Origin of the sequence: uncultured Barnesiella sp., assembly GCF_946496565.1 — a bacterium.
Lineage (GTDB): Bacteria > Bacteroidota > Bacteroidia > Bacteroidales > Barnesiellaceae > Barnesiella > Barnesiella merdigallinarum.
In genome coordinates this window covers 49,758-72,860 of the sequence record NZ_CAMMHD010000020.1, presented here as the reverse complement: position 1 = coordinate 72,860, position 23,103 = coordinate 49,758, and the positions used below count along the sequence as shown (strand labels likewise).

The 23,103-nt window shown below is 50.6% G+C and carries 17 protein-coding genes and 1 tRNA gene; 17 read left to right on the top strand and 1 reads right to left on the bottom strand.

Annotation, left to right across the window (positions count from 1 at the left end; genetic code table 11):
* Window positions 1-245: 245 nt before the first annotated feature.
* The 17 genes from Q1K76_RS10640 (at window position 246) to Q1K76_RS10560 (ending at window position 22,783) form a co-directional block, all read left to right on the top strand.
* Window positions 246-863: an SIS domain-containing protein gene (locus tag Q1K76_RS10640; protein ID WP_087407805.1), complete on the top strand. Its 618-nt coding sequence runs from the start codon at window positions 246-248 to the stop codon at window positions 861-863.
* A 13-nt stretch (window positions 864-876) separates the two neighbouring features.
* On the top strand, window positions 877-1,821 hold the full coding sequence (locus Q1K76_RS10635) for a carbohydrate kinase (RefSeq protein WP_258327631.1): 945 nt from the start codon (window positions 877-879) through the stop codon (window positions 1,819-1,821).
* An 84-nt stretch (window positions 1,822-1,905) separates the two neighbouring features.
* Complete coding sequence (locus Q1K76_RS10630) at window positions 1,906-2,958, top strand: tyrosine-protein phosphatase (protein WP_087407807.1); 1,053 nt, start codon at window positions 1,906-1,908, stop codon at window positions 2,956-2,958.
* A 255-nt stretch (window positions 2,959-3,213) separates the two neighbouring features.
* A complete protein-coding gene (locus Q1K76_RS10625) occupies window positions 3,214-5,025 on the top strand; it encodes a DEAD/DEAH box helicase (protein ID WP_300133218.1) in 1,812 nt (603 codons plus the stop codon).
* A 291-nt stretch (window positions 5,026-5,316) separates the two neighbouring features.
* Window positions 5,317-6,441 carry a Fic family protein gene (locus Q1K76_RS10620; RefSeq protein WP_300133215.1) on the top strand — a complete coding sequence of 375 codons (1,125 nt, stop codon included), beginning with the start codon at window positions 5,317-5,319 and terminating at the stop codon, window positions 6,439-6,441.
* Window positions 6,442-6,568: 127 nt separating this feature from the next.
* Window positions 6,569-7,525: an NAD-dependent epimerase/dehydratase family protein gene (locus Q1K76_RS10615; RefSeq protein ID WP_087407810.1), complete on the top strand. Its 957-nt coding sequence runs from the start codon at window positions 6,569-6,571 to the stop codon at window positions 7,523-7,525.
* A gap of 6 nt (window positions 7,526-7,531) precedes the next feature.
* Window positions 7,532-8,725: a glycine C-acetyltransferase gene (kbl, locus tag Q1K76_RS10610; protein WP_087407811.1), complete on the top strand. Its 1,194-nt coding sequence runs from the start codon at window positions 7,532-7,534 to the stop codon at window positions 8,723-8,725.
* A gap of 197 nt (window positions 8,726-8,922) precedes the next feature.
* Entirely contained in the window at window positions 8,923-9,528 is a 606-nt protein-coding gene (locus tag Q1K76_RS10605; RefSeq protein ID WP_300133211.1) for a WG repeat-containing protein, read from the top strand.
* A 98-nt stretch (window positions 9,529-9,626) separates the two neighbouring features.
* Entirely contained in the window at window positions 9,627-10,223 is a 597-nt protein-coding gene (locus Q1K76_RS10600; RefSeq protein WP_087407813.1) for an RNA polymerase sigma-70 factor, read from the top strand.
* A gap of 54 nt (window positions 10,224-10,277) precedes the next feature.
* Window positions 10,278-11,255 carry a FecR family protein gene (locus Q1K76_RS10595; protein WP_300133208.1) on the top strand — a complete coding sequence of 326 codons (978 nt, stop codon included), beginning with the start codon at window positions 10,278-10,280 and terminating at the stop codon, window positions 11,253-11,255.
* 285 nt (window positions 11,256-11,540) lie between these two features.
* Window positions 11,541-14,876 carry a SusC/RagA family TonB-linked outer membrane protein gene (locus Q1K76_RS10590; protein ID WP_300133207.1) on the top strand — a complete coding sequence of 1,112 codons (3,336 nt, stop codon included), beginning with the start codon at window positions 11,541-11,543 and terminating at the stop codon, window positions 14,874-14,876.
* 28 nt (window positions 14,877-14,904) lie between these two features.
* Window positions 14,905-16,563, top strand: a complete 1,659-nt coding sequence (locus tag Q1K76_RS10585) for a RagB/SusD family nutrient uptake outer membrane protein (protein ID WP_298662987.1) — start codon at window positions 14,905-14,907, stop codon at window positions 16,561-16,563.
* A 31-nt stretch (window positions 16,564-16,594) separates the two neighbouring features.
* The gene (locus Q1K76_RS10580; protein ID WP_300133204.1) at window positions 16,595-17,431 is read left to right on the top strand and encodes a hypothetical protein; all 837 of its coding nucleotides are present in this window, start codon (window positions 16,595-16,597) and stop codon (window positions 17,429-17,431) included.
* 6 nt (window positions 17,432-17,437) lie between these two features.
* Window positions 17,438-18,166 carry a GDSL-type esterase/lipase family protein gene (locus Q1K76_RS10575; RefSeq protein WP_289542126.1) on the top strand — a complete coding sequence of 243 codons (729 nt, stop codon included), beginning with the start codon at window positions 17,438-17,440 and terminating at the stop codon, window positions 18,164-18,166.
* Window positions 18,167-18,177: 11 nt separating this feature from the next.
* Window positions 18,178-18,924 (top strand): endonuclease/exonuclease/phosphatase family protein, encoded by a 747-nt coding sequence (locus Q1K76_RS10570; protein ID WP_087407819.1) that lies wholly within the window; start codon window positions 18,178-18,180, stop codon window positions 18,922-18,924.
* A gap of 87 nt (window positions 18,925-19,011) precedes the next feature.
* Entirely contained in the window at window positions 19,012-21,273 is a 2,262-nt protein-coding gene (locus Q1K76_RS10565) for a putative Ig domain-containing protein (RefSeq protein WP_300133201.1), read from the top strand.
* An 88-nt stretch (window positions 21,274-21,361) separates the two neighbouring features.
* Entirely contained in the window at window positions 21,362-22,783 is a 1,422-nt protein-coding gene (locus tag Q1K76_RS10560; RefSeq protein ID WP_300133200.1) for a Gfo/Idh/MocA family oxidoreductase, read from the top strand.
* A 199-nt stretch (window positions 22,784-22,982) separates the two neighbouring features.
* Here the strand turns inward: Q1K76_RS10560 and Q1K76_RS10555 are convergent.
* Window positions 22,983-23,056 (bottom strand) — tRNA-Ile (locus Q1K76_RS10555).
* Between the last annotated feature and the right edge of the window lie 47 nt (window positions 23,057-23,103).

The window sequence follows — 23,103 nt, the reverse complement described above, 5'->3', positions numbered from 1 at the left end:
TTCATCGGTCTCTGCTCCCTGCCTTTCACTATTTTTGCAGAAAATAGGATGCGGCGCGGCATAGTCAAGTTTGAAATTTTTTTTCATCGGTCTCTGCTCCCTGCCTTTCACTATTTTTGCAGAAAATAGGATGCGGCTCGGCATAGTCAAGTTTGAAAATTTCATTTTCACTTGCCTCTGCTCTCGCCTTTCACTATTTTTGTAACAATTTTATAGATGATGTCTTAACCCTATCTACTATAAACATGAATTTCAACGAAAAAATACAGGATATCCTGCACAAAGAGGCACAAGCCATTCTCGATATCCCCGTCTCGGACCAGTTTGAAAAAGCAGTCAACCTCATCGTCGAGCAAGTGCACCAGAAGGGCGGCAAGCTCGTAACCAGCGGTATGGGCAAAGCCGGACAGATTGCCATGAACATCGCCACAACCTTCTGCTCAACCGGTATCCCGGCCGTATTCCTCCACCCCAGCGAGGCCCAACACGGCGACTTGGGCATCTTGCAGAAGAACGACCTGATGCTGGTCATCTCGAACTCGGGCAAGACGCGCGAAATACTCGAGTTGCTCCAACTGGCTTCCAACCTGATGCCCGAACTGAAATTCATCGTCATCACCGGCAACAACCAGAGCGAACTCGCCCAGCGGGCCGATGTCTGCCTCTTCACCGGAGCTCCCGGCGAGGTATGCCCCCTCGGGCTCACCCCCACCACATCGACCACACTTATGACCGTCATCGGCGATATACTGGTAGTAGGTGCCATGGAGGCTACCCACTTCGACGTGCATCAGTATGCCCTGCGCCACCACGGCGGCTATCTGGGTACCCGCTCCCGCGAACAAAGTCAGAAAAAAGGTTAACACCCACAATACCATGCGTAAAATCATAGGAATAGGCGAATCCATTCTCGACATTATCTTCCGCAACCAGCAACCCTCGCATGCGGTGCCGGGAGGCTCTACGTTCAACACCCTCATCTCGCTGGGTCGGCTCGGCATTCCAGCCACCTTCATCAGCGAAATCGGGCACGACACAGTGGGCGACATGATTCTCGATTTTATGCAGAAAAACCATGTAGCCACCGAAAACCTCGACATCTTCTGTGACGGGAAGACCCCCATCTCGCTCGCCTTCCTCGACGAAAAGAACGAGGCCCGTTACATGTTTTACAACCAGTTCCCGCAAGAGAGACTCAACTTTGTGTGGCCCCGCATCGAGCAGGACGACATCGTTGTCTTCGGCTCATACTTCGCCCTCAACGTAGCCTTGCGCGACAAGGTGCGCGAGCTCATCGAGTTTGCCAAAGAGCGTAAAGCCATCATTTACTACGATCCCAACTTCCGCAACGCCCACGCCCATGAAGCGGTGAAGCTGATGCCCTCGGTTCTCGAGAATCTCGAATATGCCGACCTGGTAAAAGGTTCGGTCGAAGACTTCAACAACTTGTTTCACCTGACCGAACCGCAGAAAATCTATACCGACCATATCCAGTTCTACTGCCCCAACTTCATCTGTACCCGGGGCAGTGCCGGGGCCGAACTCTTCTGCAATCAGGGGACCCGCCACTTCGAGGCCACACCCGTTACACCCGTGAGTACCATCGGTGCCGGCGACTCGTTCAATGCCGGTATCCTCTTCGGGCTTATCCGACACGAGATTACTCTCGAACGCCTCTACACCCTTACCCCCGATGAGTGGACCCCCATTATCCGATACGGCATGGATTTCGCCTCGGCCGTATGCCAGAGCATGGACAACTACATCGATCCCGATTTTGCATCGGGCTACACAAGCAAAGATAGTACAAATTCCCTATAAATATTCTAAAATAAAACAAACCCACGAACAGCTAACTATCGCATAGTCTTATCTTTGCACTAAATCTTCATCACGGATACAGATATGCGCTATCTACAACTTTGTTCTTTGCTCCTCGCATTGAGTGCCTGCGCTACGCATAGCGCCGACATCGACGTGGCTTGCGAAATCGACCCGCAAAACAACTATTTGTTGAAGTGGGAGACGACTCCGAGAATCGAAGGCGAAGTGCAGATATACCAATCGACCGACCCCGAGCGGTTCGATACCGAAAAGACCCCGATAAAAGTAGCCAGCATTCAAACCGGCTATACTCTTATCCCCGACAGTATCCCCTCGCAGCGTTCCTACTTCCTGCTACGGTTCAACGGGCACGACGACCACATCGTGGGAGCCCGGGCCGAACGGCTGAAATATATCGAAAACTTCAGAGATCTGGGCGGATACACCTCGAAAAACGGCAAGCAATTGCGTTGGGGCAAAATATTCCGTTCGGGTGAATTCAATACTCTCACGGCAAGCAGCATCAACCGGCTCAAAAACATGGGCATAAAAACGCTTATCGACTTCAGAGACAGCGAAGATGTCATCAAGCCCAGCCCCGAGCTCGGGCTCGACAACGTCATCAACCTGCCGGGGGCTCTCCACTATCGGCAGAACCTGCTCCCCCGTCTGCAGAAAGAAGAGTTGCGGCGCGGCGATGCCAACCTCTTCATGCAAGACCTCTATGTAGCCATGGTATCGGGCTCGAAACGGGCCTTCAAGTCGATGTTCAACCAGTTGCTGGTCGAGGACAACTATCCCATCGTGCTCAGTTGTGTCAACGGCAAGGACTACACGGGCTTTGCCGTATCGCTGCTGCTCAGCGCCCTCGACATGCCCGAGGAGGTAATCATGAACGACTACCTGCTCTCCAACCGCTACTTCGACAAACGCCGCACGGCCTTCGACCCGAAAGATTGCTGCGACGGCACCCAGGAGGCCCTCTCGCTCATCCAGACCGCCGACAGCCGCTTCCTCTCCTATGCCCGCGACTATATACGCCAGCAATACGGCTCTATCAACAACTACCTCGAAGAGGAGCTGGGCGTCACTCCCGAAAAGCGGAAACAGCTGAAACAATATCTGTTGCACTGATTTCCGTCCGGGACCGCCGGTCCTTGCCGCAAAGGTCCGCCCTACAAGCGACCCAATATCCCCCCGACACAAAACCACATCGAAGTGAGTGTATCCCCTTCGCGGTATATTGCGTTTTTTTCGTACCTTTGCCGGCGAAAACCAAACTCGTGGCGTACGAAAAATTTCTGCACACCCTCTCCCCTTAGCCCCGTTTGAGGACGAAGAAAGCCCTTGTGCTCCTGCGATAAAGCAAAAAAACTGACAACTGTATAGATGAAAACATTTCAAGAACTGGGTATCTGCGACGAGATACTGAAAGCGATTACCGAACTGGGATACGAAAACCCCATGCCCGTACAGGAGCAGGTAATCCCCCACCTCCTGAACGGAGAGACCGACCTGGTGGCTCTGGCCCAAACCGGTACGGGTAAGACGGCTGCCTTCGGCCTGCCCGTGATACAACGCATCGACCGCTCGCTGTGCCAGCCTCAGGCATTGATTCTCTCGCCCACCCGCGAACTCTGCCTGCAGATTGCCGGCGACCTCACCGACTACTCGCAATACATCGACGGACTCACCATCCTGCCCGTTTACGGCGGCTCGAGCATCGAGAGCCAGATACGCACCCTGAAGAAGGGGGTACACATCATCGTGGCCACGCCGGGCCGCCTGCTCGACCTGCTCGAGCGGAAAACCGTGCGGCTCGACCACGTTTCGACCGTCATCATGGACGAGGCCGACGAGATGCTCAACATGGGATTCCTCGACAGCATCAACGCCATCCTCGCCCAGGTGCCCCAGGAGCGCAAAATGCTGCTCTTCTCGGCCACCATGCCGCGCGAAATCGAGCAGATTGCCCGCACCTACATGCACAACCCGCAGGAGATTGTGGTGGGCAGCCGCAACGAGGGGGCCGAGAACGTGCGCCACGTCTACTACATGGTGCATGCCAAAGACAAATACCAGGCTCTCAAACGCATCGCCGACTATTATCCCAATATCTACGGCATCATCTTCTGCCGCACACGGCGCGAAACCCAGGAGATTGCCGACCAGCTCATCGCCGACGGCTACAACGCCGACTCGCTGCATGGCGAACTGTCGCAGGCTCAGCGCGACGCCGTCATGCAGAAGTTCCGCCTGCGCAATCTGCAGCTGCTCGTGGCCACCGACGTGGCCGCCCGGGGACTCGACGTGACCGACCTGACCCACGTCATCAACTACGGTCTGCCCGACGACATCGAAACCTATACCCACCGTAGCGGCCGCACCGGCCGGGCCGGTAAATCGGGCGTATCGGTCGCCATCATCCACAGCCGCGAAAAGGGAAAGATGCGGGCCATCGAGAAGATTATCGGCAAGAAATTCGAACGTGGTCTGGTGCCTACCGGCGAACAGATTTGCGAGAAACAGCTCTTCAATCTGGCCGACCGCATCGAAAAGGTGAAGGTCAACGAAGAGGCGATTGCCAAATACCTGCCCAACATCTCGCGTAAACTGGGGTGGCTCAACGAACAGGACCTCATCAAGCGCATCGTGTCGCTCGAGTTCAACCGACTCATCGACTACTACCGCGACACCCCCGACCTCGACCTGCCTGACGAGAATACCCGTAAACCCAAAGCCGAAAACGGAGGGGCCCAAGAGGGGCGGAAAGGTCGCAACAAAGACAGCCGCACGGCCGAGGAGGGCTTCGAACGCATCTACATCAACCTGGGCAAGGCTCACGGATTCTTCCCGCCCAACCTCATCGAGATGATCAACTCGCTCGTGCCCGGACGTGTGAATATCGGCCGCATTGACCTGCTGCCCGCCTACTCGCTTTTCGATGTCGAAAAGGGTGCCGCCAAGAAAGTAGTGGGAGCCCTGAAGGGGAACGAATTTTACGGACACCGCATCTATGCCGAAATTGCCACCGACAAGGACTACGCCGCCAAGGGCCGTAAAAAAGGAGGCAAAGAGCGCGAAGGCGACGGCCGCCGCAAGGGCGAGAAGCGCTACGGCTCACCGCGCAAAGGCGGTGCCGACAGCCGCTACAAACACGAACGCCGCAGCTCGAACCCCCGCAAGGAGCGCCGCAAGTAAACCCATACGGTCCCGACGAATGTCGGGACCGCACAACCCATCAATCACCCCGACCCTCTGCATCCGCATGAAGAGTCGGGGTGTTCTCTTATCCGCATATCCGCGCCGCTGTCCCCACGATTACCGTCCACTCCCCGCCCTCGACGAAACCGCAACTACCCTCCTCCCTCCTGCACATCTCTATTCCATTCCCGTCACCCCCTGCCTGTCACCCAATAAATACTAAAAAAGATTTTCCCGCTTGGAGAGTCGATTAAAGCACCCTATATTTGTATAAAATATAGATATATTATGGATATATTCTGCAAAATAAACCCCTCTGAACCAGAATTTAAAGAGTTACAAAACCAATTACAGGCAATCGATAGCCTCACGGCGGCCTGGCATACCCGTCGAAAAGAGACGATACCCCGGCACGAAACCCTGCAACCAACCATCGAGGCCACCATTGCAGCCTCGCTGGCTCTCGAAAATATGCCCTGCTCTCCGTCCCTGATTCACAAGATACTTGCCCAACCATCCGATACGCCCGACAAACGGGCCTGTCTGGTTACCGGCTACAACACCATACTCAATGCACTCTACACCGATGCCCGCAAATATCCGCTGTGCGAAGATACCATCGTAGCCATGCACACGGCCCTCTTTCCCCACGGAAAGAACAACAGTCCGGGAAAAGCGAGCACAGTCCGCCCGGCTGCGATAAACTTCCTCGACTACAAGGCACCCACACTTTTCAACCGCAGCCGCACGGGGTCGGTCAACAGCGAAATAGGTGACCTGGTCAAGTGGACCAACCGTGAACTCACGCATCACAGCCACCACCCGCTCGTCGTCATTGCCGCCTTTGCCTACGAGTTCATCTCCATACACCCGTTCCGCGAAGGGAAGGGTGAACTCTCGCGCATCCTCTCCACCCTGCTGATGCTGCAAAACCGCTACGAGTGGGCCCGGGAAATCTCGATCGACAGCTTCATCGAACAACGGCGCACCACCTACTACCAAACCTTGAAACGAGGGCAACAGAACCGGTATTCGACCCAAGAGAACATCACACCGTGGGTACTGTTCCTGTGCGACACCTGGCTGCAATCGCTGCACAGCCTCATACCCGAACAAGCCGAAGCGACCACCGCATTGCCCCGACAAGCCGAAACAGACGTACCCGCCCAGCCCACAGCGCCCCCGGTATCGCCGGTCGCAGAGTCTGGCACGCCCGTCTACCTCAACGCCCGGCAAAAGCAGATACTCGCCTTTCTCAAACGGGAAGAGCCGGCCAAAGTAGGCGACATTGCCCACGCACTCAAAACCATATCCATCAATACCCTCAAGAAAGACCTGCTCTACCTGCGCCAGAAAAACCTCATCGAGTCGCACGGCGTGCTCAAAGGAACCATATACACCGTGAAAAAATAACGCAACCGACACGAAAGAATAATCTCACTCGAAATAACAACGGCGACAAAATTTGTGTATATTTGCCCCAAGGAACCTTAATAAATCTATCAAAGCACATCAACCCGATCAAAAAGGTAGCATAGACATGAAAAGAATTCTTGTAATCGGATCGACCGGACAAATAGGGTCGGCGCTAATGACAAAACTCCGCAGCGAGTATGGCAGCGACAACGTCGTAGCCGGATATATCGAGGGTGTACCTCTGAGCGATGAACTTAAAAACGGCGGCCCCCTCGAAGTCGCCGATGTAACCAACGCCGTCCAGATAGCCGCCATCGTCGACAAATACAAAATCGACTCCATCTACAACCTGGCAGCCATCCTTTCGGCCCAGGCCGAGAAGAAGCCTCTGCTGGCCTGGAACATCCAGATAGGCGGTGTGCTCAACCTGCTCGAAATCTCGCGCGAAAAAGGATGCTCGCTCTTCACGCCCAGCTCCATTGGGGCATTCGGCGACTCGTCGCCCAAGATGAAAACCCCGCAAGAGACCATCCAACGCCCCCGCACTATCTACGGCGTGAGCAAGGTATCGTGCGAGCTGCTGAGCGACTACTACTTCTACCGCTACGGAGTCGACACCCGTTCGGTACGCTTCCCCGGCCTCATCTCCTACGAAACCCTGCCGGGCGGCGGAACCACCGACTATGCCGTAGAAATCTACTATGCAGCCGTCAAAGGCGAGAAGTTCGAAATCCCCGTCAAGGCCGGCACGTTCATGGACATGATGTACATGCCCGATGCCCTCAAGGCCATGGTCATGCTCATGGAAGCCGACCCCTCGCGACTGAAACATCGCAACTCGTTCAACATCGCCTCGATGAGCTTCGACCCCGAAATCATCTATCACGAAATCAAGAAATTCTACCCCGACTTCGAGGCCGAATACAAAATAGACCCCGTGCGTCAGCAGATCGCCGACTCGTGGCCCGATATGCTCGACGACTCCTGTGCCCGTGCCGAATGGGACTGGAAACCCGACTACGACCTCGAGTCGATGTCGGTAGACATGATCGAACACCTCAAAAAGAAACTCCTTAAATAAACGCCTATGTTTACACAAATGAAAGAGTATCTGGCCCAACAGCTCGCCCAGATCAAGGCCGACGGATTGTACAAAGAAGAACGTACCATCATCACCCCCCAGAGTTCGGCCATCAGAATTGCCGAGAAAAGCGGCAAAGTACTGAACTTCTGTGCCAACAACTACCTGGGACTCTCGGATAACCCCCGGCTCATCGCCGCCGCCAAAAAAGCGATGGATACACACGGTTTCGGCATGTCGTCCGTACGGTTCATCTGCGGAGCCCAAGACCTGCACCGCGAACTCGAAAAGGCGATTGCCCGCTACTTCAAGACCGAGGATACCATCCTCTATGCCGCCTGCTTCGACGCCAACGGCGGTGTGTTCGAACCCCTCTTCACGGCCGAAGATGCCATCATCTCCGACGCCCTCAACCACGCCTCCATCATCGACGGTGTGCGCCTGTGCAAGGCCAAACGCTACCGCTATGCCAACGCCAACATGGAAGAGCTCGAGCACTGCCTGCAAGAGGCCCAGGCCCAACGCTTCCGCATCATCGTGACCGACGGCGTGTTCTCGATGGACGGCAACGTAGCCCCCATGGACAAAATCTGTGCCCTGGCCGAGAAATACGATGCCCTGGTGATGGTCGACGAGTGCCACTCGGCCGGTGTCGTAGGTCCTCACGGACGCGGCGTCAGCGAACTCTTCAACCTCTACGACCGCATCGACATCCACACCGGCACGCTGGGCAAAGCCTTCGGCGGAGCCATCGGCGGATTCACCACCGGTCCCAAAGAGATTATCGACATGCTGCGCCAGCGGTCGAGACCCTACCTCTTCTCCAACTCGCTGCCCCCTGCCGTCGTAGGTGCCGGAATCGAAGTCTTCAAGATGCTCGACGAGAGCGACGAACTCCACACCCGCCTGATGGAAAACGTCACCTACTTCCGCGACAAGATGCTGGCCGCCGGCTTTGACATCAAGCCCACCCAGTCGGCCATCTGCGCCGTCATGCTCTACGACGCCAAACTCTCGCAGACCTTTGCCGCCCAAATGCTCGACGAAGGCATCTACGTGACCGGATTCTACTACCCCGTCGTACCGCAGGGACAAGCCCGCATCCGCGTACAACTCTCGGCCGCACACACCCGTGAAGAGCTCGATGCCTGCATCGCCGCCTTCATCAAAGTGGCCAAGAATCTGGGAGTACTCAAATAGAAGTTTTATTTCCTCCATATCCAAGCAGAGGCTGTATCGCCATACACGATGCAGCCTCTGCTGTTCTTATACACACGCTACAAGGCCATAGAGGAGAATCTGAAAAATTTGATTTTTTAAAATAGTTCGCTATATTTGTCCTATTGAGATCAAAGGGGAAAGAAAAAATAGAGAAGATAACCTTAAAATTGAAACACATGAAATCGCCGATACTTTTACTCCTGTTAGTTCCGATGACGTGGCTCTCGTGTACCGGCATCATGCCATTTTCGCCTTATGCAGGCAACTACTCGTCGCAAATGGCCCGACGACTGACACCGGTCGAGAATCCGGCTACCGGCTTATATGGCTACGTCAACGATTTAGGCCTGTGGGCCATCCAACCCCGATACCAGTCGGCAAATCGATTTGGAGCCAACGGGTTGGCCCGTGTACGTTTGGGAGCCCGCTACGGGGCCATCAATATGGCCGGAAAGACCGTTATCAATTTCAACTTCTCCAACGGTTACGATGTCGATGCCGCTATCCTTTCGATGGGTAAAGGCAGAATGCGGGGCATAGAATTGTGGGAAAAGCAAGATTCCCGCACCGGTCTGTACGGCTACCTCGATTACTATGGCACCTGGTTTATCAAGCCGCAATATTACCGAGCCCGAGCTTTCAATCGCGAGGGATATGCCGTTGTCGAGATGAAGCGAGGCCAATGGGGAGCTATCGACCGCAATAACCGCGTGGTAATTCAACCGGCTTTCACCTCACCGTATGACGCAGAAAATGCTCTCAGACGATTGATGGGGTATTGATTTCACAGGAGAACGATAAATCTGTATTAGAAAATTAACAAAGAACCAATGCTGTTTTTATGCAGATGACTTACATTTGCATATAATAATTTGCAGGAATGAAACACGAATACGATGATATTATCATAGGCCTTAAGTCAGGATCTTTCGATGCTTTCGAGAAAATTTACAAGTTGTATAGTGGCAAGTTATACAATTTCGTTATGAAAATTTCGAAAGGCGACAGCTATTGGGCCGAAGAGATTGTTCAGCGTACATTCGTAAGATTATGGGAGATACACGACCAGGTGAATCCCGACAAATCATTGATTTCCTATCTCTGTACCATCGCTAAAAACTTGTTACTGAACATATACCAGCGCCAAACGGTCGAGTATATTTATGCCGAGTATGTGCTCGAATCGGCGCAAGAATATAGCGACAATAACCTTGACGAGGTTCTGGATGGAAAACTGTTGGAAAAGTATATCGATCGACTTGCCGAAGAGTTACCCCCATCTCGCAAAAAGATTTTCATCATGAGCAAGCGCAAAAACTTGAGCAATAAAGAGATTGCTTTAGAGTTGAACATTTCGGAAAGTACCGTGGCTACTCAGTTGTCTTTGGCTCTCAAGTTTATGAAAGACAAGCTGATGAATCATTATGGCGAATTATTGACCGTAATCATATACACGGTGCTAATTAAGACTATTTAACCATGTAAAATTAGATAGGCGAAGAGGTTTACCTGTACACTAAGTAAAGTAACAATGGATAAGGACAGATTCAAAATACTCATTGAGAAATATCTGGAAGGCAACGCTTCGCCAACCGAAATCGAGGAGTTGTGTAAATGGATACGCAACAACGATTCGCTCGATCGCTGGATGATGCGTGAAATCGAGAAATGCGATTCTTCTCTCGATAAGGAGGTTTACGACCGATTGTATAGTCGCATTAAAGAAGCCATAGATTCTCGAGAAGAGAAAACCCGCTCGAAAAGGATTGTCTTTACCCGACTCATACGTTGGGCCGCCATTATCTGCCTGCCTATTGTAGCGGCATTGATAACCTATGAATTGCTTTCGACGCCCACCCCCGACACCCTTCCGTTGATTGTATCGGCCGAAAGCGGCGAACGAGCTAAAGTACAGTTACCCGATGGTACACAAGTAAATATCAACTCGGCTTCACAGATAAGCTACCCCCAAAATTTCGGAAGCAAAGAACGGGTTATAGAACTCGATGGAGAGGCCTACTTCGAGGTGACGCCCGATAAAGAACGTCCGTTTATCGTAAAAGCTGCGGGACTTGAAATTACCGTATTGGGAACCTCGTTCGATATTAGCGCCTATAAAGATGACCCCGATGTCTCGGTAGTATTGCTGACGGGTAAAGTCGATGTAACATCGACACAAGGCCACTGTGTGATGCAACCCGATGAAAAACTGGTCTATAATAAACAAACAGGATTGATGACGGTAGGCAAGGTCTATTCCAAAGAATATGTCGAATGGACCAATGGCAACCTGCGTTTCGAAAACGAATCGCTGGAAGATATTGTTAAAATCTTGTCTCGAGTTTATAATGTAAAGATTGTTTTTGATCAGGATTTCCCCAAAGAAAAATACTTCTTTACCGGATCGATTGGTAGTGGCGGAATAACCAATGCGCTGGATATTCTGTCGATGACATCGGCCTTACACTACGAGGTGCGCGATTCTGTAATCGTGCTTCGCAAAAGATAAAATATTGCTCCTCCCTTTTATTTAAAGCCCTTTTGTAGAATGGCTTAGGCATTAGGCACCTTGGCATTTTGTTAAGGTAGGATTCCTGCGTCTTTGCTCCATCGTGCTCTGGGATATGAAGGAAAACATAGAAGTATAACAAATGTTAATTTTTGGATTGGATTGGATAAACCCCAACTCCGTCTTGTATACTTAATAGACGACGAAACAATATGAGAATAATACAAATTGTAGGTACCTTTTATACTAATATCTTGTAGTCAAAAGCAACAAAATGAAAAACGTATGAAATCAAACCATTTTTTAGTGAGGTGGCTGTGTGTTGCGCTGTTTGTGCTTTTTGCATGGAATATTCAGGCACAGATTACGGTCGATGTCAAGAACGAACCGTTAAAGGAGGTCTTAAAGCAAATAGAACGATCGAGCAAATACAGTTTCTTTTATAATGTCGAGTTGGAAGGTCTTGACAAGTTGGTAACAATCAAGACCGACAATGCCTCGTTGGAGGAGACGATGAAGCAGTTGTTGAAGGGAACCAACATTACTTTTGAAAAGAAAGTCGATAATGTCGTTGTGCTTCTGCCCAGGCAGAAAACGGCCAAGGAGAGTCGGGCTATTTCGGGTAAAGTGGTCGACGGAAACGGCGATGCTATTATCGGGGCAAGTATTATCGTTAAGGGCTCGTCGGTGGGAACCTCGACCGATGTGAACGGAAACTTTACGATCGATCATGTTTCTGGCCAGGCTATGCTGGTAGTCTCGTCGATTGGATATAAGAAAGAAGAGGTGGCCGTGACCGGTGGCACTCCTGTTGAAATACGATTGAACGAAGACTCCAACTTAATGGACGAAGTGGTTGTCGTAGGTTACGGTGTACAGAAAAAGATAAACTTGACGGGCTCGGTCGTATCGGTCGATCACGATGTGCTGGCCAACCGACCCATAGCCAACGTGACAACAGGTTTGCAAGGCTTGCTACCGGGTGTATCTATCGTCAATACAACGAGTCGCCCCGGCGACAACAACTCTTCGATTCGGGTACGCGGTGTGGGAACCTTGAACAACTCCGATCCGTTGATTCTTATCGATGGTGTCGAGGGCGATATGAATACCTTGAATCCCGACGATATAGAATCGGTTTCGGTTCTGAAAGATGCCGCTTCATCGGCTATTTACGGGTCGCGAGCAGCCAACGGTGTTATCCTTATTACAACCCGCAAAGCCAGTCGCGAGGTGAAACCCACAGTTTCGTATAATGGTTATTTTGCCATGCAGACTCCTACGGCGCTGCCCGAAATGCTCGATGCGGTCGAGTACCTTACCTTGCTGAAGGAGGCTACGTCGAATGTGAATAAGAGTTGGGGCTATACTCAGGAGGATATCGACGCCATCATCAACGGTACCGATCCTAACTTCAGGGCCAATACCAACTGGATAAAGGAGATTACGAGAGACTATGCACCCCAGCACGGGCATAATGTCAATATTAATGGTGGAAATAAAAGCATGGGGTATTATCTCTCTTATGGAAACCTCACGACTTCGGGCCTTATGGTTGGCAATGGGTATCATGCAGCTCGTAACAACGTGAGAATGAAATTGAATACCGAGTTGTTCGACCGGTTGACTATCGACGGTAATATGAGTTATACCGATGTAGATAACTGGACTCCCGCCACCAGCGACAGTGGCAGTTCGGGCCTTTTTTATCAAGCTTTGCGCTCGTCGCCTCTTACTCCTGTTAAGTTTACTGATGGACAATGGGGCTATGGCGGTAGCTCGGCTAACCCCATAGCGCAAGCCTACGATGGCGGTTTCATCAACTATCATAAACGGGAAACTTCGTTGAATTTCAGTGCAGAACTGAAAATCATCACAGGTCTTACGGCCAAGGTACAATATGCTACCCGATTGGTTGATGTGTTGCGCAAACAGCAGCAAAACATCATACAGCACTTTTATCCCGACACCGATACTCCGTTGGCCTATACCTCGAACACGAGCAAATTCAGCCAGCGAGATATTGCCCAGCGTTATCAGAACTTGATGGCTCAAGCCGATTACAATAAAACCATTGGCAAGCATTCGTTCCATATTTTGGCCGGTTTCTCGCAAGAATGGCAATTGTACCAGCAGATGGATGCCAGTCGGGAGGACTTGGTATCGAACGACTTGCATGTGCTGAATGCCGGAACCGATTTGCAGACCAATAGTGGTTATGACAACCACTGGGCCATTCGCTCGGGTTTTGGTCGCATCAATTATAACTACAACGACCGCTATCTGGTCGAAGCCAACCTGCGCTACGACTTGTCATCACGATTTCACAAAAGTTGCCGGGGTGGTTATTTCCCGTCGGCTTCGGTTGCCTGGCGCATGTCTGAAGAGGCGTTCATGGAACCCACCCGCAACTGGCTCGACAATTTGAAAATACGGGCCTCGTATGGTACGCTGGGAAACCAATATACATCGTCACTATATCCCTACATGGCTCTGATCAAACCCTCTACCTCCAATATGCCTATCGGGGGCGAGATAACCTCGTCAATGCAGCAAAGCGAGGCTTCGAACAATATTCTCTCGTGGGAGACCATAAAGATGACCAATATCGGTATCGACGCCAATCTGTTCAACAACCGACTGTCGTTGACGGCCGACTACTTTATCAAGAATACCGATGATATTCTGTTGAAGGTGAAACTCCCCGATGTGTTGGGTGTGAGTGAGCCGTACCAGAATGCCGGCAAGGTGCAGAACAAAGGCTGGGAAATTGCTTTGCAGTGGCAAGATCAGATAGGTAAGGATTTTACCTATGGAGTGAACTTCTCGTTCTCCGATGTGAAAAACAAGGTGGTAAGTGTGGGCAATACGGCCGACGATTTTAGCGGCGACCAGATACGTGCCGTGGGTTATCCTATCGACGCTTTCTGGGGGTATAAGGCCGATGGCTTGTATACGGTCGACGATTTCAACTACGATCCCGCTACCAACACCTATACTCCCAAACCTACTACACCCATCATCGAGGAGTATCGCACCAAGGTGCAGCCGGGTGATATTAAATATGTCGATTTGAACGGCGACGGGAAAATTACCCCTACCGATGACCGCTGCTATATAGGCAGTTCGATACCTCGTTACAACTATACCATCGGGCTCAATGCCGCTTGGAGAGGCATCGATTTCAGCCTGTTGCTGCAAGGGGTAGGCAAGTGTGCCGGTTATATCGGAGGTATGGGTCGCCATGCGTTTACCGAACTGGCCAACTATCCTCAGAAAGCCCATCTCGACCGTTGGACTTGGGAGAATCAGAATCCCAACGCTTCGTATCCGCGCTTTACCTATGACGAGACGTACAACCGCGACGAGTTCTCCTCTTTCTGGATCGAAGATGCCTCGTATTTGAGAATAAAGAACTTGCAGGTAGGCTATACCATTCCTCGCAAAGGGATCATATCCAAATTGCACATCGAGAATTTAAGAGTTTATTTCTCGGGTGAGAACTTGTGGACTCTTACCGATTTCTTCCCGTCGTATGATCCCGAAATCCCAGTAAGCGATGGAGGCTACTATCCCATTACCTCTTCTTATTCAGTTGGGTTGAGTATTACGTTCAAATAATTATCGATGATATAAACAGTAAGCATATATGAAAACAAGATATTTAGCTATTTTACTTTGCTCGATGTTGGTATGGTCGGGCTGCAACGATTCGTTCCTCGACAGGATACCCTTGGACGAGCTCACCGACGAGACTTACTGGGAGACCGAGGAGCATCTGATACTGGCTTCAAATGCCTGCATCAATTACCTGCGGGGGAAAAACATGAGTGTCGATATGGAATTTCTCGGCGACAATGTTTTTCGTGAACGTTCGTCGGAGTACAAGACGCTCGGGAGCGGTAACTTTACAAGTGATTTGTCGGTTATTAACTCCGAGTGGACCAACGACTATGACGGGATAAGACGCTGCAACCATTTCTTGGAGAACTATGAGCGGGCTCAGAAGGTTTCGGCTTCGATTCGGGAGCGCTATGCCGGCGAAGCCCGATTCATGCGCGCCTATTTGTATAGTTACTTGGTCAACTGTTTCGGTGATGTGCCTTTGGTTGTCAATACCATCGATGTAGGCGATGAGGCTCTGTACGGCTCGCGTACCGACAAAGAGACTCTGATTGAGTGGATTCTCAATGAGTATGAATTGGCCGCTACGGCATTGCCCTATGCCAAAGATTTGAAAGATACCGAATTGGGACGTCCTACCAAGGAGGCCGCATGGGCTTTCAAGTCGCGCTTTGCCCTGTATCACGAACGTTGGGACGATGCTGTTGCTGCAGCAGAGGAAGTGATGACCGCCAATTTCCACAAGTTGTATGACAACGGCAACCCCGAGACGACCTACCACGAGTTGTTTACCCTTGCCGCCAACCCGGTAACAAACAAAAGCAACCGTGAGTTTATCGTTACCCGTCTGTATAGCGAGGAGGCCGGGTTGACCCATAACCTCAGCCGTGAGTTGCAGGTGCCCAACGAAGAAACTCGTTATGCGCCTACTCGTTCGCTCATGGATGCTTATCTGTGCAACGGGCTGCCTATAACCATCCCGGCAAGCCGTTATCGTGAGAATACCCACGAAGCCATCTTCAACAACCGAGATCCCCGTATGGCTCAGACTATCTTGAAACCCGGGGCTGAATGGGGCGGATATCCCGGAAAAACGATTTATGAACAACCCAAGTTCTCCAACTCGGCAACCAGTTGCCGCACGACAACCGGCTGGTATTTTACCAAATTTGTAGAGCTCTCGGCTATTTCGCGCTATAACAAAGACCAGAATGCAATCCCGCTGATGCGTTATGCCGAGGTTTTGCTCAACTGGATTGAGGCTAAGGAGATGCGTGGCGACGCTATTACCCAGCCCGATATTGACAAGTCGATCAATCTGCTCCGCGACCGGGTGGGAGCCGACAAGATGGTATTGACTACTTTGAAAGCCTATGGCCTCGACTTACGCGATGAGATTCGCCGCGAGCGTCGGGTTGAGCTGGCTCTCGAGGGCGAGCGTTACTTCGATTTAATGCGTTGGAAACAGGGCGACCTGCTGGCCAAAGATGTGACCGGCATGCGTAAAAGCACTGTGCCTGCCAGCGAATATGAGTATGTAAAGGATATTCCTACCGACAGCGAGGGTAACTTGGTCCTTATGACCGGTCGTACCTTCTCGGCTGAGAAGAATTATCTGTGGCCCATACCGTTTACCCAAACGCAGCGCAACCCTAATTTGTTGCCCAATAATCCCGGGTGGTAATCTATTTGAGAATCATTAAACTATCTTTTATATGAGAACTCATTGTACATTCATCTTATGCCTGTTTGGAGTGCTTTTAATGACAGCTTGCGGTTCGTCCGACCCAGTTTTATCTGGGCCGGATGAAACCGAAAGTGAAGAATCTCTGGTAACCTTGGCCGGGGACCGTTCATTTTCTTTGTTGTCATTGAGCGCCAATAGGGGTATGGCTTCAGGCTCGTACCAGGTAGAACCTTTGGCCGCATTTATTCAAGAAAACAATACCGATGTGGTGGCTTTGCAAGATGTCGATTATGGGACTACCCGTACCGGCAAGACCAATTTGGTGGCCGATGTTGCCTATCGGTGCAGCAAAGAGGGTAACCGCAGGCAGGGCGTATTTGCCTCGACCGGGCGTGAAGATGGTGGCGAAACCGGTGTCTCTCTTTTTGTGCGAGAGTGCTTTTATGGAACTAATAAGGTGAATTTGAACAATGAGTTGGTGTTACTCACCATGCCTTATGAATTGAAATCGGGCGAGACGGTTCTTGTAGCTACTTGTCAGTTCGATCGGAACGATGCCAGCAAAAGGGTTCGCCAGGCCGAGGCTCTGGCTGCTTATGCCGACCAAGTGAAACAGAATATTGTCATCTGTGCCTCTATTCATGAGGACTTGTCGGGGAATGTCCTCAATATCTTGACAACAAAATACCGTCGTTCTTGCAAGTTTGCAGCAGAGAATACCTATCCTGCCGATGAGCCTGTATCAAGGTATGATTACATTCTCACCCCTCTTTCTCAAAATTGGGGCACACAGACGGTAATGGTAAAAGGCGATGCCACGGTATCGAATCATAAAGCATTATTCATACGAATAGGATTAAAATAGGGAACAATGAAAAAGTATAATCATCTGTTTATTTGTGCATTGATGTTACTCTCCCTGTCGTGGAGTCTGGTTGGCTGTTCCGATGATACCGAGGATTATCCGAAAGGAGAGCGTCCGCCGGTTATCGAGTCGGTCCGAAAAGTAGCTTGCATAGGCAACAGCATCACCTATGGCGCCCGACAGTTCTTGAACGACCGGGAAAAAGAATGTTATCCGGCCTTGCTGGGCAATATGCTGGGCGAAGGTTTCGAGGTAGGCAACTTTGGTTGCAGCGGTACTACTCTGTTGAAAAACGGGAATCAGCCCTATTGGAACACCAAAGAGTTTACCAACGCGAAAGCCTTTCTCCCCAACATCGTGATTGTCAAGTTCGGGACCAACGATTCCCGGTCGATCAACTGGCCCTACCACGGGTCGGAGTTTGAATCCGATTTGACCGATTTCGTGCTCGAGCTTCGCAGCCTCTCTACACGGCCCAGGGTCTTTCTGTGTACCCCGGCTATCGCATACAGCAACTCTATCGGAGCTGACGACGGTGTGATAACCAGTGAAATCATACCGGCCATAGAGCGTGTAGCCAAGACTCAGGGGCTCACAGTCATAGACCTGCACACGGCATTGAAAGGGCATCAGGACTTGTTTCCCGACGGGATTCATCCCGGCATAGAAGGTAACCAGCTAATAGCATCGACCATTTACGATGTATTAGCTCGAGAATATTCTTTAAACAATTGAAAATTAAAATTATGACCAAAAAATTTATATTCATTTTGCTGAGTGTGTGTCTGTGGGGCAGTGTGTCGGCTCAGACTCAACTTAAAATCATGTCGTTCAATATTCATGCGGGGTACGATGCCCCGATGGCCGATATTGCGGCCTTTATCAAGGCTCAAGATCCCGATATCGTGGCTTTGCAAGAGGTCGAGTATTATACCAACCGTTCGGGAGCCAATAAGCCGAGAACAATTAACAACAATATCAATATGCTCAATGAACTGGCTGCTCTTACAGGGTATCAGGGCATGTTCTACGTCACCCTCGAAAGTTGCTACGGAGGAAAATTTGGCAATGCCATTCTGAGCAAGTACAGTTTCGACGAGACCCGTCGTATCATGTTGCCTTGTGCTGCCGGAACCGAACAGCGCTGTGCCGCTATTGCCGATATTACTTTGCCCGATGGAACCGAGGTCTCGATTGTCGACACCCATCTCGACATGTCCAATCTCGATAACGGCATGGCTCAGATTAAAGAGGTGGCCCGTATCCCCCAAATGGGCAAGTGGTATCTCTTGGCTGGTGATATGAACCGCCGTGTGGGTACGGCCGAGATAAATGAACTGTCGAGCGTGTGGACTCTGGCTTTCAGCGAGGGCTTTGACCATATAGGCTATTATCCGTCGAGTGGCTGGGTAGTCAAGGAAACAAAAGTGTTTTCCGACAACACCTTGTCGGACCATTTTCCGATCATGGTCACACTCGAGCTGGCCAAATAACAGGAAACCAAAAGAGTATCATATTGTCTTATTCTCAGTTTAATTTTAATCGTCGTCTAAATTATTTACTATTAAAAACATGGAGTTATGAAACTAAGAAAAATTTACATCGGAGCAGGAATTATATTGCTTCCCTTATTTTGTGTAGGAGAAGCTATGGCCAAAGATGCCAAGTTTGAAACGGCGGCTTCGTATGGTAGTACGGGGGCCGACGAGCCGTACAGTTCGTTGACCGATGCCGACGGCAACTATTATATTTCGGGCATTTGCCGGGGTAATGTCGAGTTTACCAATGGTACGATGGTAAAAGGCCGTGGCGGTATGGACGCTATTCTTGTGAAATATGATGCCGAACTGAATTTCCAGTGGGCTCGAGTAGTCGGTGGTACGAAAGACGATTCGTTTGAGCGCATTGCGGTTACCTCGGGTGGCGACATTGTGGCCGTGGGCAAAATTGCGGGCGACGTAACTATCGATGGCACCGACCAGACCTGGAGTGCTACTCAGTCGACCGATGCCTGCATTGTAGTCTATGGTAAAGACGGAACCTATAAAAACTCGGCCGTGATAAAAGGTACGGGAGCTTCTCTGTGTAACTCGGTTGCTACCGACAGCGAAGGCCTTATCTACGTGACGGGTTCGACCATAGGACAGACCGATTTCGGAAACGGAAAGAGCGTGACTATTGGTGGAACTGATACCGGCACCTTTTTGGCATGCTACAACAGTTCGCTGGAATGCCAGTGGGCTATTGCAGGCTTTGGCCCCAAATATTCTTATGGCTGGGACGTGAAACTGGATAAAGACGAGAATATCCTGCTTACCGGCCGTTTTGGTTCTTCGTTTACCCTCACCGGTACCGATGGGGAGTCTATTACAACCGACATAGGCGGTGAGTCTACCCAGGATACTTATGTGGCCAAACTCTCTCGCGAGGGTGTGGGACAGTGGATTACCCATGTAAAGAACTCCAACCGTATCGATACTCGCTCAATCGATTCCGACTCTCAAGGGAATGTTTATATCTGGGGGCACTGCCAATCGGCTGTTACTCCTGAGGGACAACCGGCTCTCGGGTTCAATGGAAATTTCGATTCGTTCCTGATTAAGTATTCACCTGCGGGAGCCTATCTGGACGGTATGAACCTGGGTGGAAGCGGTCGCGACGAGGCAAAGGCTCTGTTTATCGACAAGAACGACGATGTGTATGTGGCCGGTAATGTAAACGGCGACGGCTCTAAGGGTGGAACTGCCGTAAATATGAATCCCCGTGGTGAATCCAAGGAATATACTTTCAAAGGTCATGATGGCTATTTTGCCAAATACGACGGTGAAACTTGGGAACTGGTACAACTTGAAAAGACCATTACTCCCGATAACGCCAACCAGCACGAGGTAGCCTGGTGCGTAACCATGTCGCCCGATTGTGATAAAGTATATGTAACGGGGCATCATCGAGACGGTTCTACGGTTTTCGATGGGGTGGACCTCACGCTTCCTTTTGTAGGCGATTATGATGTGTACACGGTGTTGTATTCCTATGTACTGATGGTGAAGACCAAGACTCTCGAAGCAGGAGTCGTTGGTGAGCCCTATTACAGCAATATCGTTGTCGACAATACCGAAGGAGCTGTGTCGTTTGAGATTACCGAGGGTGCACTCCCCGATGGACTTTCGTTGAGCGACGACGGGGCTATCTCGGGAACTCCTACCAAGAATGGTTCGTTCACGTTTACGCTTCAGGTATCGGACGAAGCATCGTCTATTCAGAAAGAGTACACGCTGGTTATCAAGTCGGGTGAAGGCTGCGATGTGTTTATCGTGACCGACCATTGTCCCGATGCCTATATAGGCTATCCCTATTCGCTCCAACTCGAGATAGAGGGCGAGGGTATTATATGTGCGCTTACTGGTGGGGCCTTGCCCGATGGCCTTACCTTGTCGCCCGAAGGACTTATTTCGGGAACTCCTTCCGAGTCGAATGAAGAGGGCATTTACAGCTTTACGGTGAAAGCTACCGGTGCGTCGGGTTGCGACGATGAACTGGAACTGCAAATGATACTTTCCAACGACGATCCCAGTAGCATAGAGGGTATAAGCGCCGATTCATTCCAGTTATATCCCACAGTGGCTTATGGCGAAATAACCATGAAGGCCAGCTTCGGTAAGAGCGTACGGGCTCAAGTCAACATTGTGACTCCGTTGGGTACCAGCGTATGGAGCAAGGCATTCTATGGCGATGTAATCGACGAGGCTATCTCGACAGTCGATATGCCTGAAGGTGTTTATTATCTGGTATTGTCGACCGACGAAGGTCGATTGACCAAACCTTTTATCGTGAAGAAGTAGTAGTAAATTGGTTTTCTAACGACGGACCCCGGTATCTTCTTTTAGTCCGGGATATCGGGGCCGTCGCTTATTTTTGTAGTGTTAGAACATGAAAAGAAGTGAATTTTTAAGGCTGATGGGAGCAACGACTGTTGCTGCCGCTCTATCCGATTTCAAGGCCATATCGCAGACTGTAGAGTCGTTGAATGGCTCGGCCACAGCCGGTTCGGACGATTTGGCCAAACTGCTTGAATCGGATTTGGAGAGCCAGGAAGCCGTGGTCGACAAGCCGGTAACGGCCATTGTCATTGGGGCTGGTGCCCGTGGTCGCACGTATGCCAGCTACTCCGAGCATTATCCCAAATCGCTCAAGATTGTGGGTGTTGCCGATATAAATCGGGAGCGACAGGAGTATATGAAGAATCTGTACCAGATACCCGATGAAAATTGCTTTGACGATTGGAGTGAAGTGTTCAGTCGGCCAAAGTTTGCCGATGCCGTGATTATCGCAACCCCCGATAACCTGCACTATGCACCGGCTTTGAAAGCGATGGCTGCCGGTTATGATTTGCTATTGGAAAAGCCTGTAGCACAATCGATTAAAGAGTGTACCGATATTTTGAAGTATGCCAAGCGGTACGACCGCATTGTGGGTATTTGCCATGTGTTGCGGTATGCACCCTATTTTATTGCTCTAAAAAAGGTGCTCGACTCGGGGAAGATTGGCGATTTGGTGAGCATACAGCATATGGAGTGTATCCGATTCTATCACATGGCTCATTCTTATGTGCGGGGTAACTGGAAGAGTTCGAAAGATACTACGCCTATTATCATTGCCAAGTCGTGTCATGACATGGATATGATGCGGTGGCTTGTCAACAAGCCCTGCAAGTCGGTGTCGGCCTACGGAGGGTTAAAGCTGTTCAAGCGGGAGAATGCACCCGAGGGGTCTACCGAACGGTGTCTCGACTGTCCGATGGAGTCACGCTGTCCCTATTCGGCCAAGAAAATCTATTTGAAAGACAGACAGTTCCTTTATGTCTTTGATATTCCCGACAACGATTGTCGGAACAGCAAGTATGACAGCCTGATTCTCGAGAAATTGAGAACGACTGACTATGGTCGCTGCGTTTACCGTTGCAATAACGATCAATGTGACCATTTCGTAGCTTCTCTCGAGTTCGACGGCAACATAACCGGAGCCTTCTCGATGGAGGCATTCACGGCAACCGGTGGTCGTCTGACCCGCATTATGGGAACAAAAGGATGGATCGAGGGTGATATGAAGAAGTTTACCGTTACCGATTTTCTCACCCGTAAACAACTGGTATGGAATAAGGATATTTCTTCCTTGCCGGGATACGAAGGCCATGCCGGCGGCGATTTCGGTATTGTGAAAGACTTTGTGCTGGCCGTAGCCAATCGCGATGCGTCTTATCTAACCAGTACAATCGACCTCTCTATCGAGAGCCATGTCATGGGATTCTTGGCTGAAAAAAGCCGGGTACTCAAGAAACGGATAGATATGTAACGACAAAACATGTTTTTCTCATACACGTGAAGTAGAGCTCAACCATGAGAATTGAGTTTTCGAAAGATAGATAAGTGATACCGGGCCGGGAACATTGCGACAATGCTCCCGGCCTATTTTTTGAGAGCGTATCGAAACGAGGCAAAATAAAAAAGGCGAAACTCTGCGGGAGCTTCGCCTGATAGATTTTCTGAAGTTGTGGTCCCACTTGGGCTTGAACCAAGGACCCCCTGATTATGAGTCAGATGCTCTAACCAACTGAGCTATAGGACCGGCACGGATATTTCCGTAAGCGAGTGCAAAGATAGCGGTTTTCATAG

Coding starts and splice junctions, on each gene's coding strand:
- Q1K76_RS10560 (WP_300133200.1), top strand. CDS start 21,362: ATGAAAAGAAGTGAATTTTTAAGGCTGATGGGAGCAACGACTGTTGCT.
- Q1K76_RS10620 (WP_300133215.1), top strand. CDS start 5,317: ATGGATATATTCTGCAAAATAAACCCCTCTGAACCAGAATTTAAAGAG.
- Q1K76_RS10625 (WP_300133218.1), top strand. CDS start 3,214: ATGAAAACATTTCAAGAACTGGGTATCTGCGACGAGATACTGAAAGCG.
- Q1K76_RS10580 (WP_300133204.1), top strand. CDS start 16,595: ATGAGAACTCATTGTACATTCATCTTATGCCTGTTTGGAGTGCTTTTA.
- Q1K76_RS10630 (WP_087407807.1), top strand. CDS start 1,906: ATGCGCTATCTACAACTTTGTTCTTTGCTCCTCGCATTGAGTGCCTGC.
- kbl (WP_087407811.1), top strand. CDS start 7,532: ATGTTTACACAAATGAAAGAGTATCTGGCCCAACAGCTCGCCCAGATC.
- Q1K76_RS10585 (WP_298662987.1), top strand. CDS start 14,905: ATGAAAACAAGATATTTAGCTATTTTACTTTGCTCGATGTTGGTATGG.
- Q1K76_RS10595 (WP_300133208.1), top strand. CDS start 10,278: ATGGATAAGGACAGATTCAAAATACTCATTGAGAAATATCTGGAAGGC.
- Q1K76_RS10615 (WP_087407810.1), top strand. CDS start 6,569: ATGAAAAGAATTCTTGTAATCGGATCGACCGGACAAATAGGGTCGGCG.
- Q1K76_RS10640 (WP_087407805.1), top strand. CDS start 246: ATGAATTTCAACGAAAAAATACAGGATATCCTGCACAAAGAGGCACAA.
- Q1K76_RS10600 (WP_087407813.1), top strand. CDS start 9,627: ATGAAACACGAATACGATGATATTATCATAGGCCTTAAGTCAGGATCT.
- Q1K76_RS10570 (WP_087407819.1), top strand. CDS start 18,178: ATGACCAAAAAATTTATATTCATTTTGCTGAGTGTGTGTCTGTGGGGC.
- Q1K76_RS10635 (WP_258327631.1), top strand. CDS start 877: ATGCGTAAAATCATAGGAATAGGCGAATCCATTCTCGACATTATCTTC.
- Q1K76_RS10565 (WP_300133201.1), top strand. CDS start 19,012: ATGAAACTAAGAAAAATTTACATCGGAGCAGGAATTATATTGCTTCCC.
- Q1K76_RS10575 (WP_289542126.1), top strand. CDS start 17,438: ATGAAAAAGTATAATCATCTGTTTATTTGTGCATTGATGTTACTCTCC.
- Q1K76_RS10590 (WP_300133207.1), top strand. CDS start 11,541: ATGAAATCAAACCATTTTTTAGTGAGGTGGCTGTGTGTTGCGCTGTTT.
- Q1K76_RS10605 (WP_300133211.1), top strand. CDS start 8,923: ATGAAATCGCCGATACTTTTACTCCTGTTAGTTCCGATGACGTGGCTC.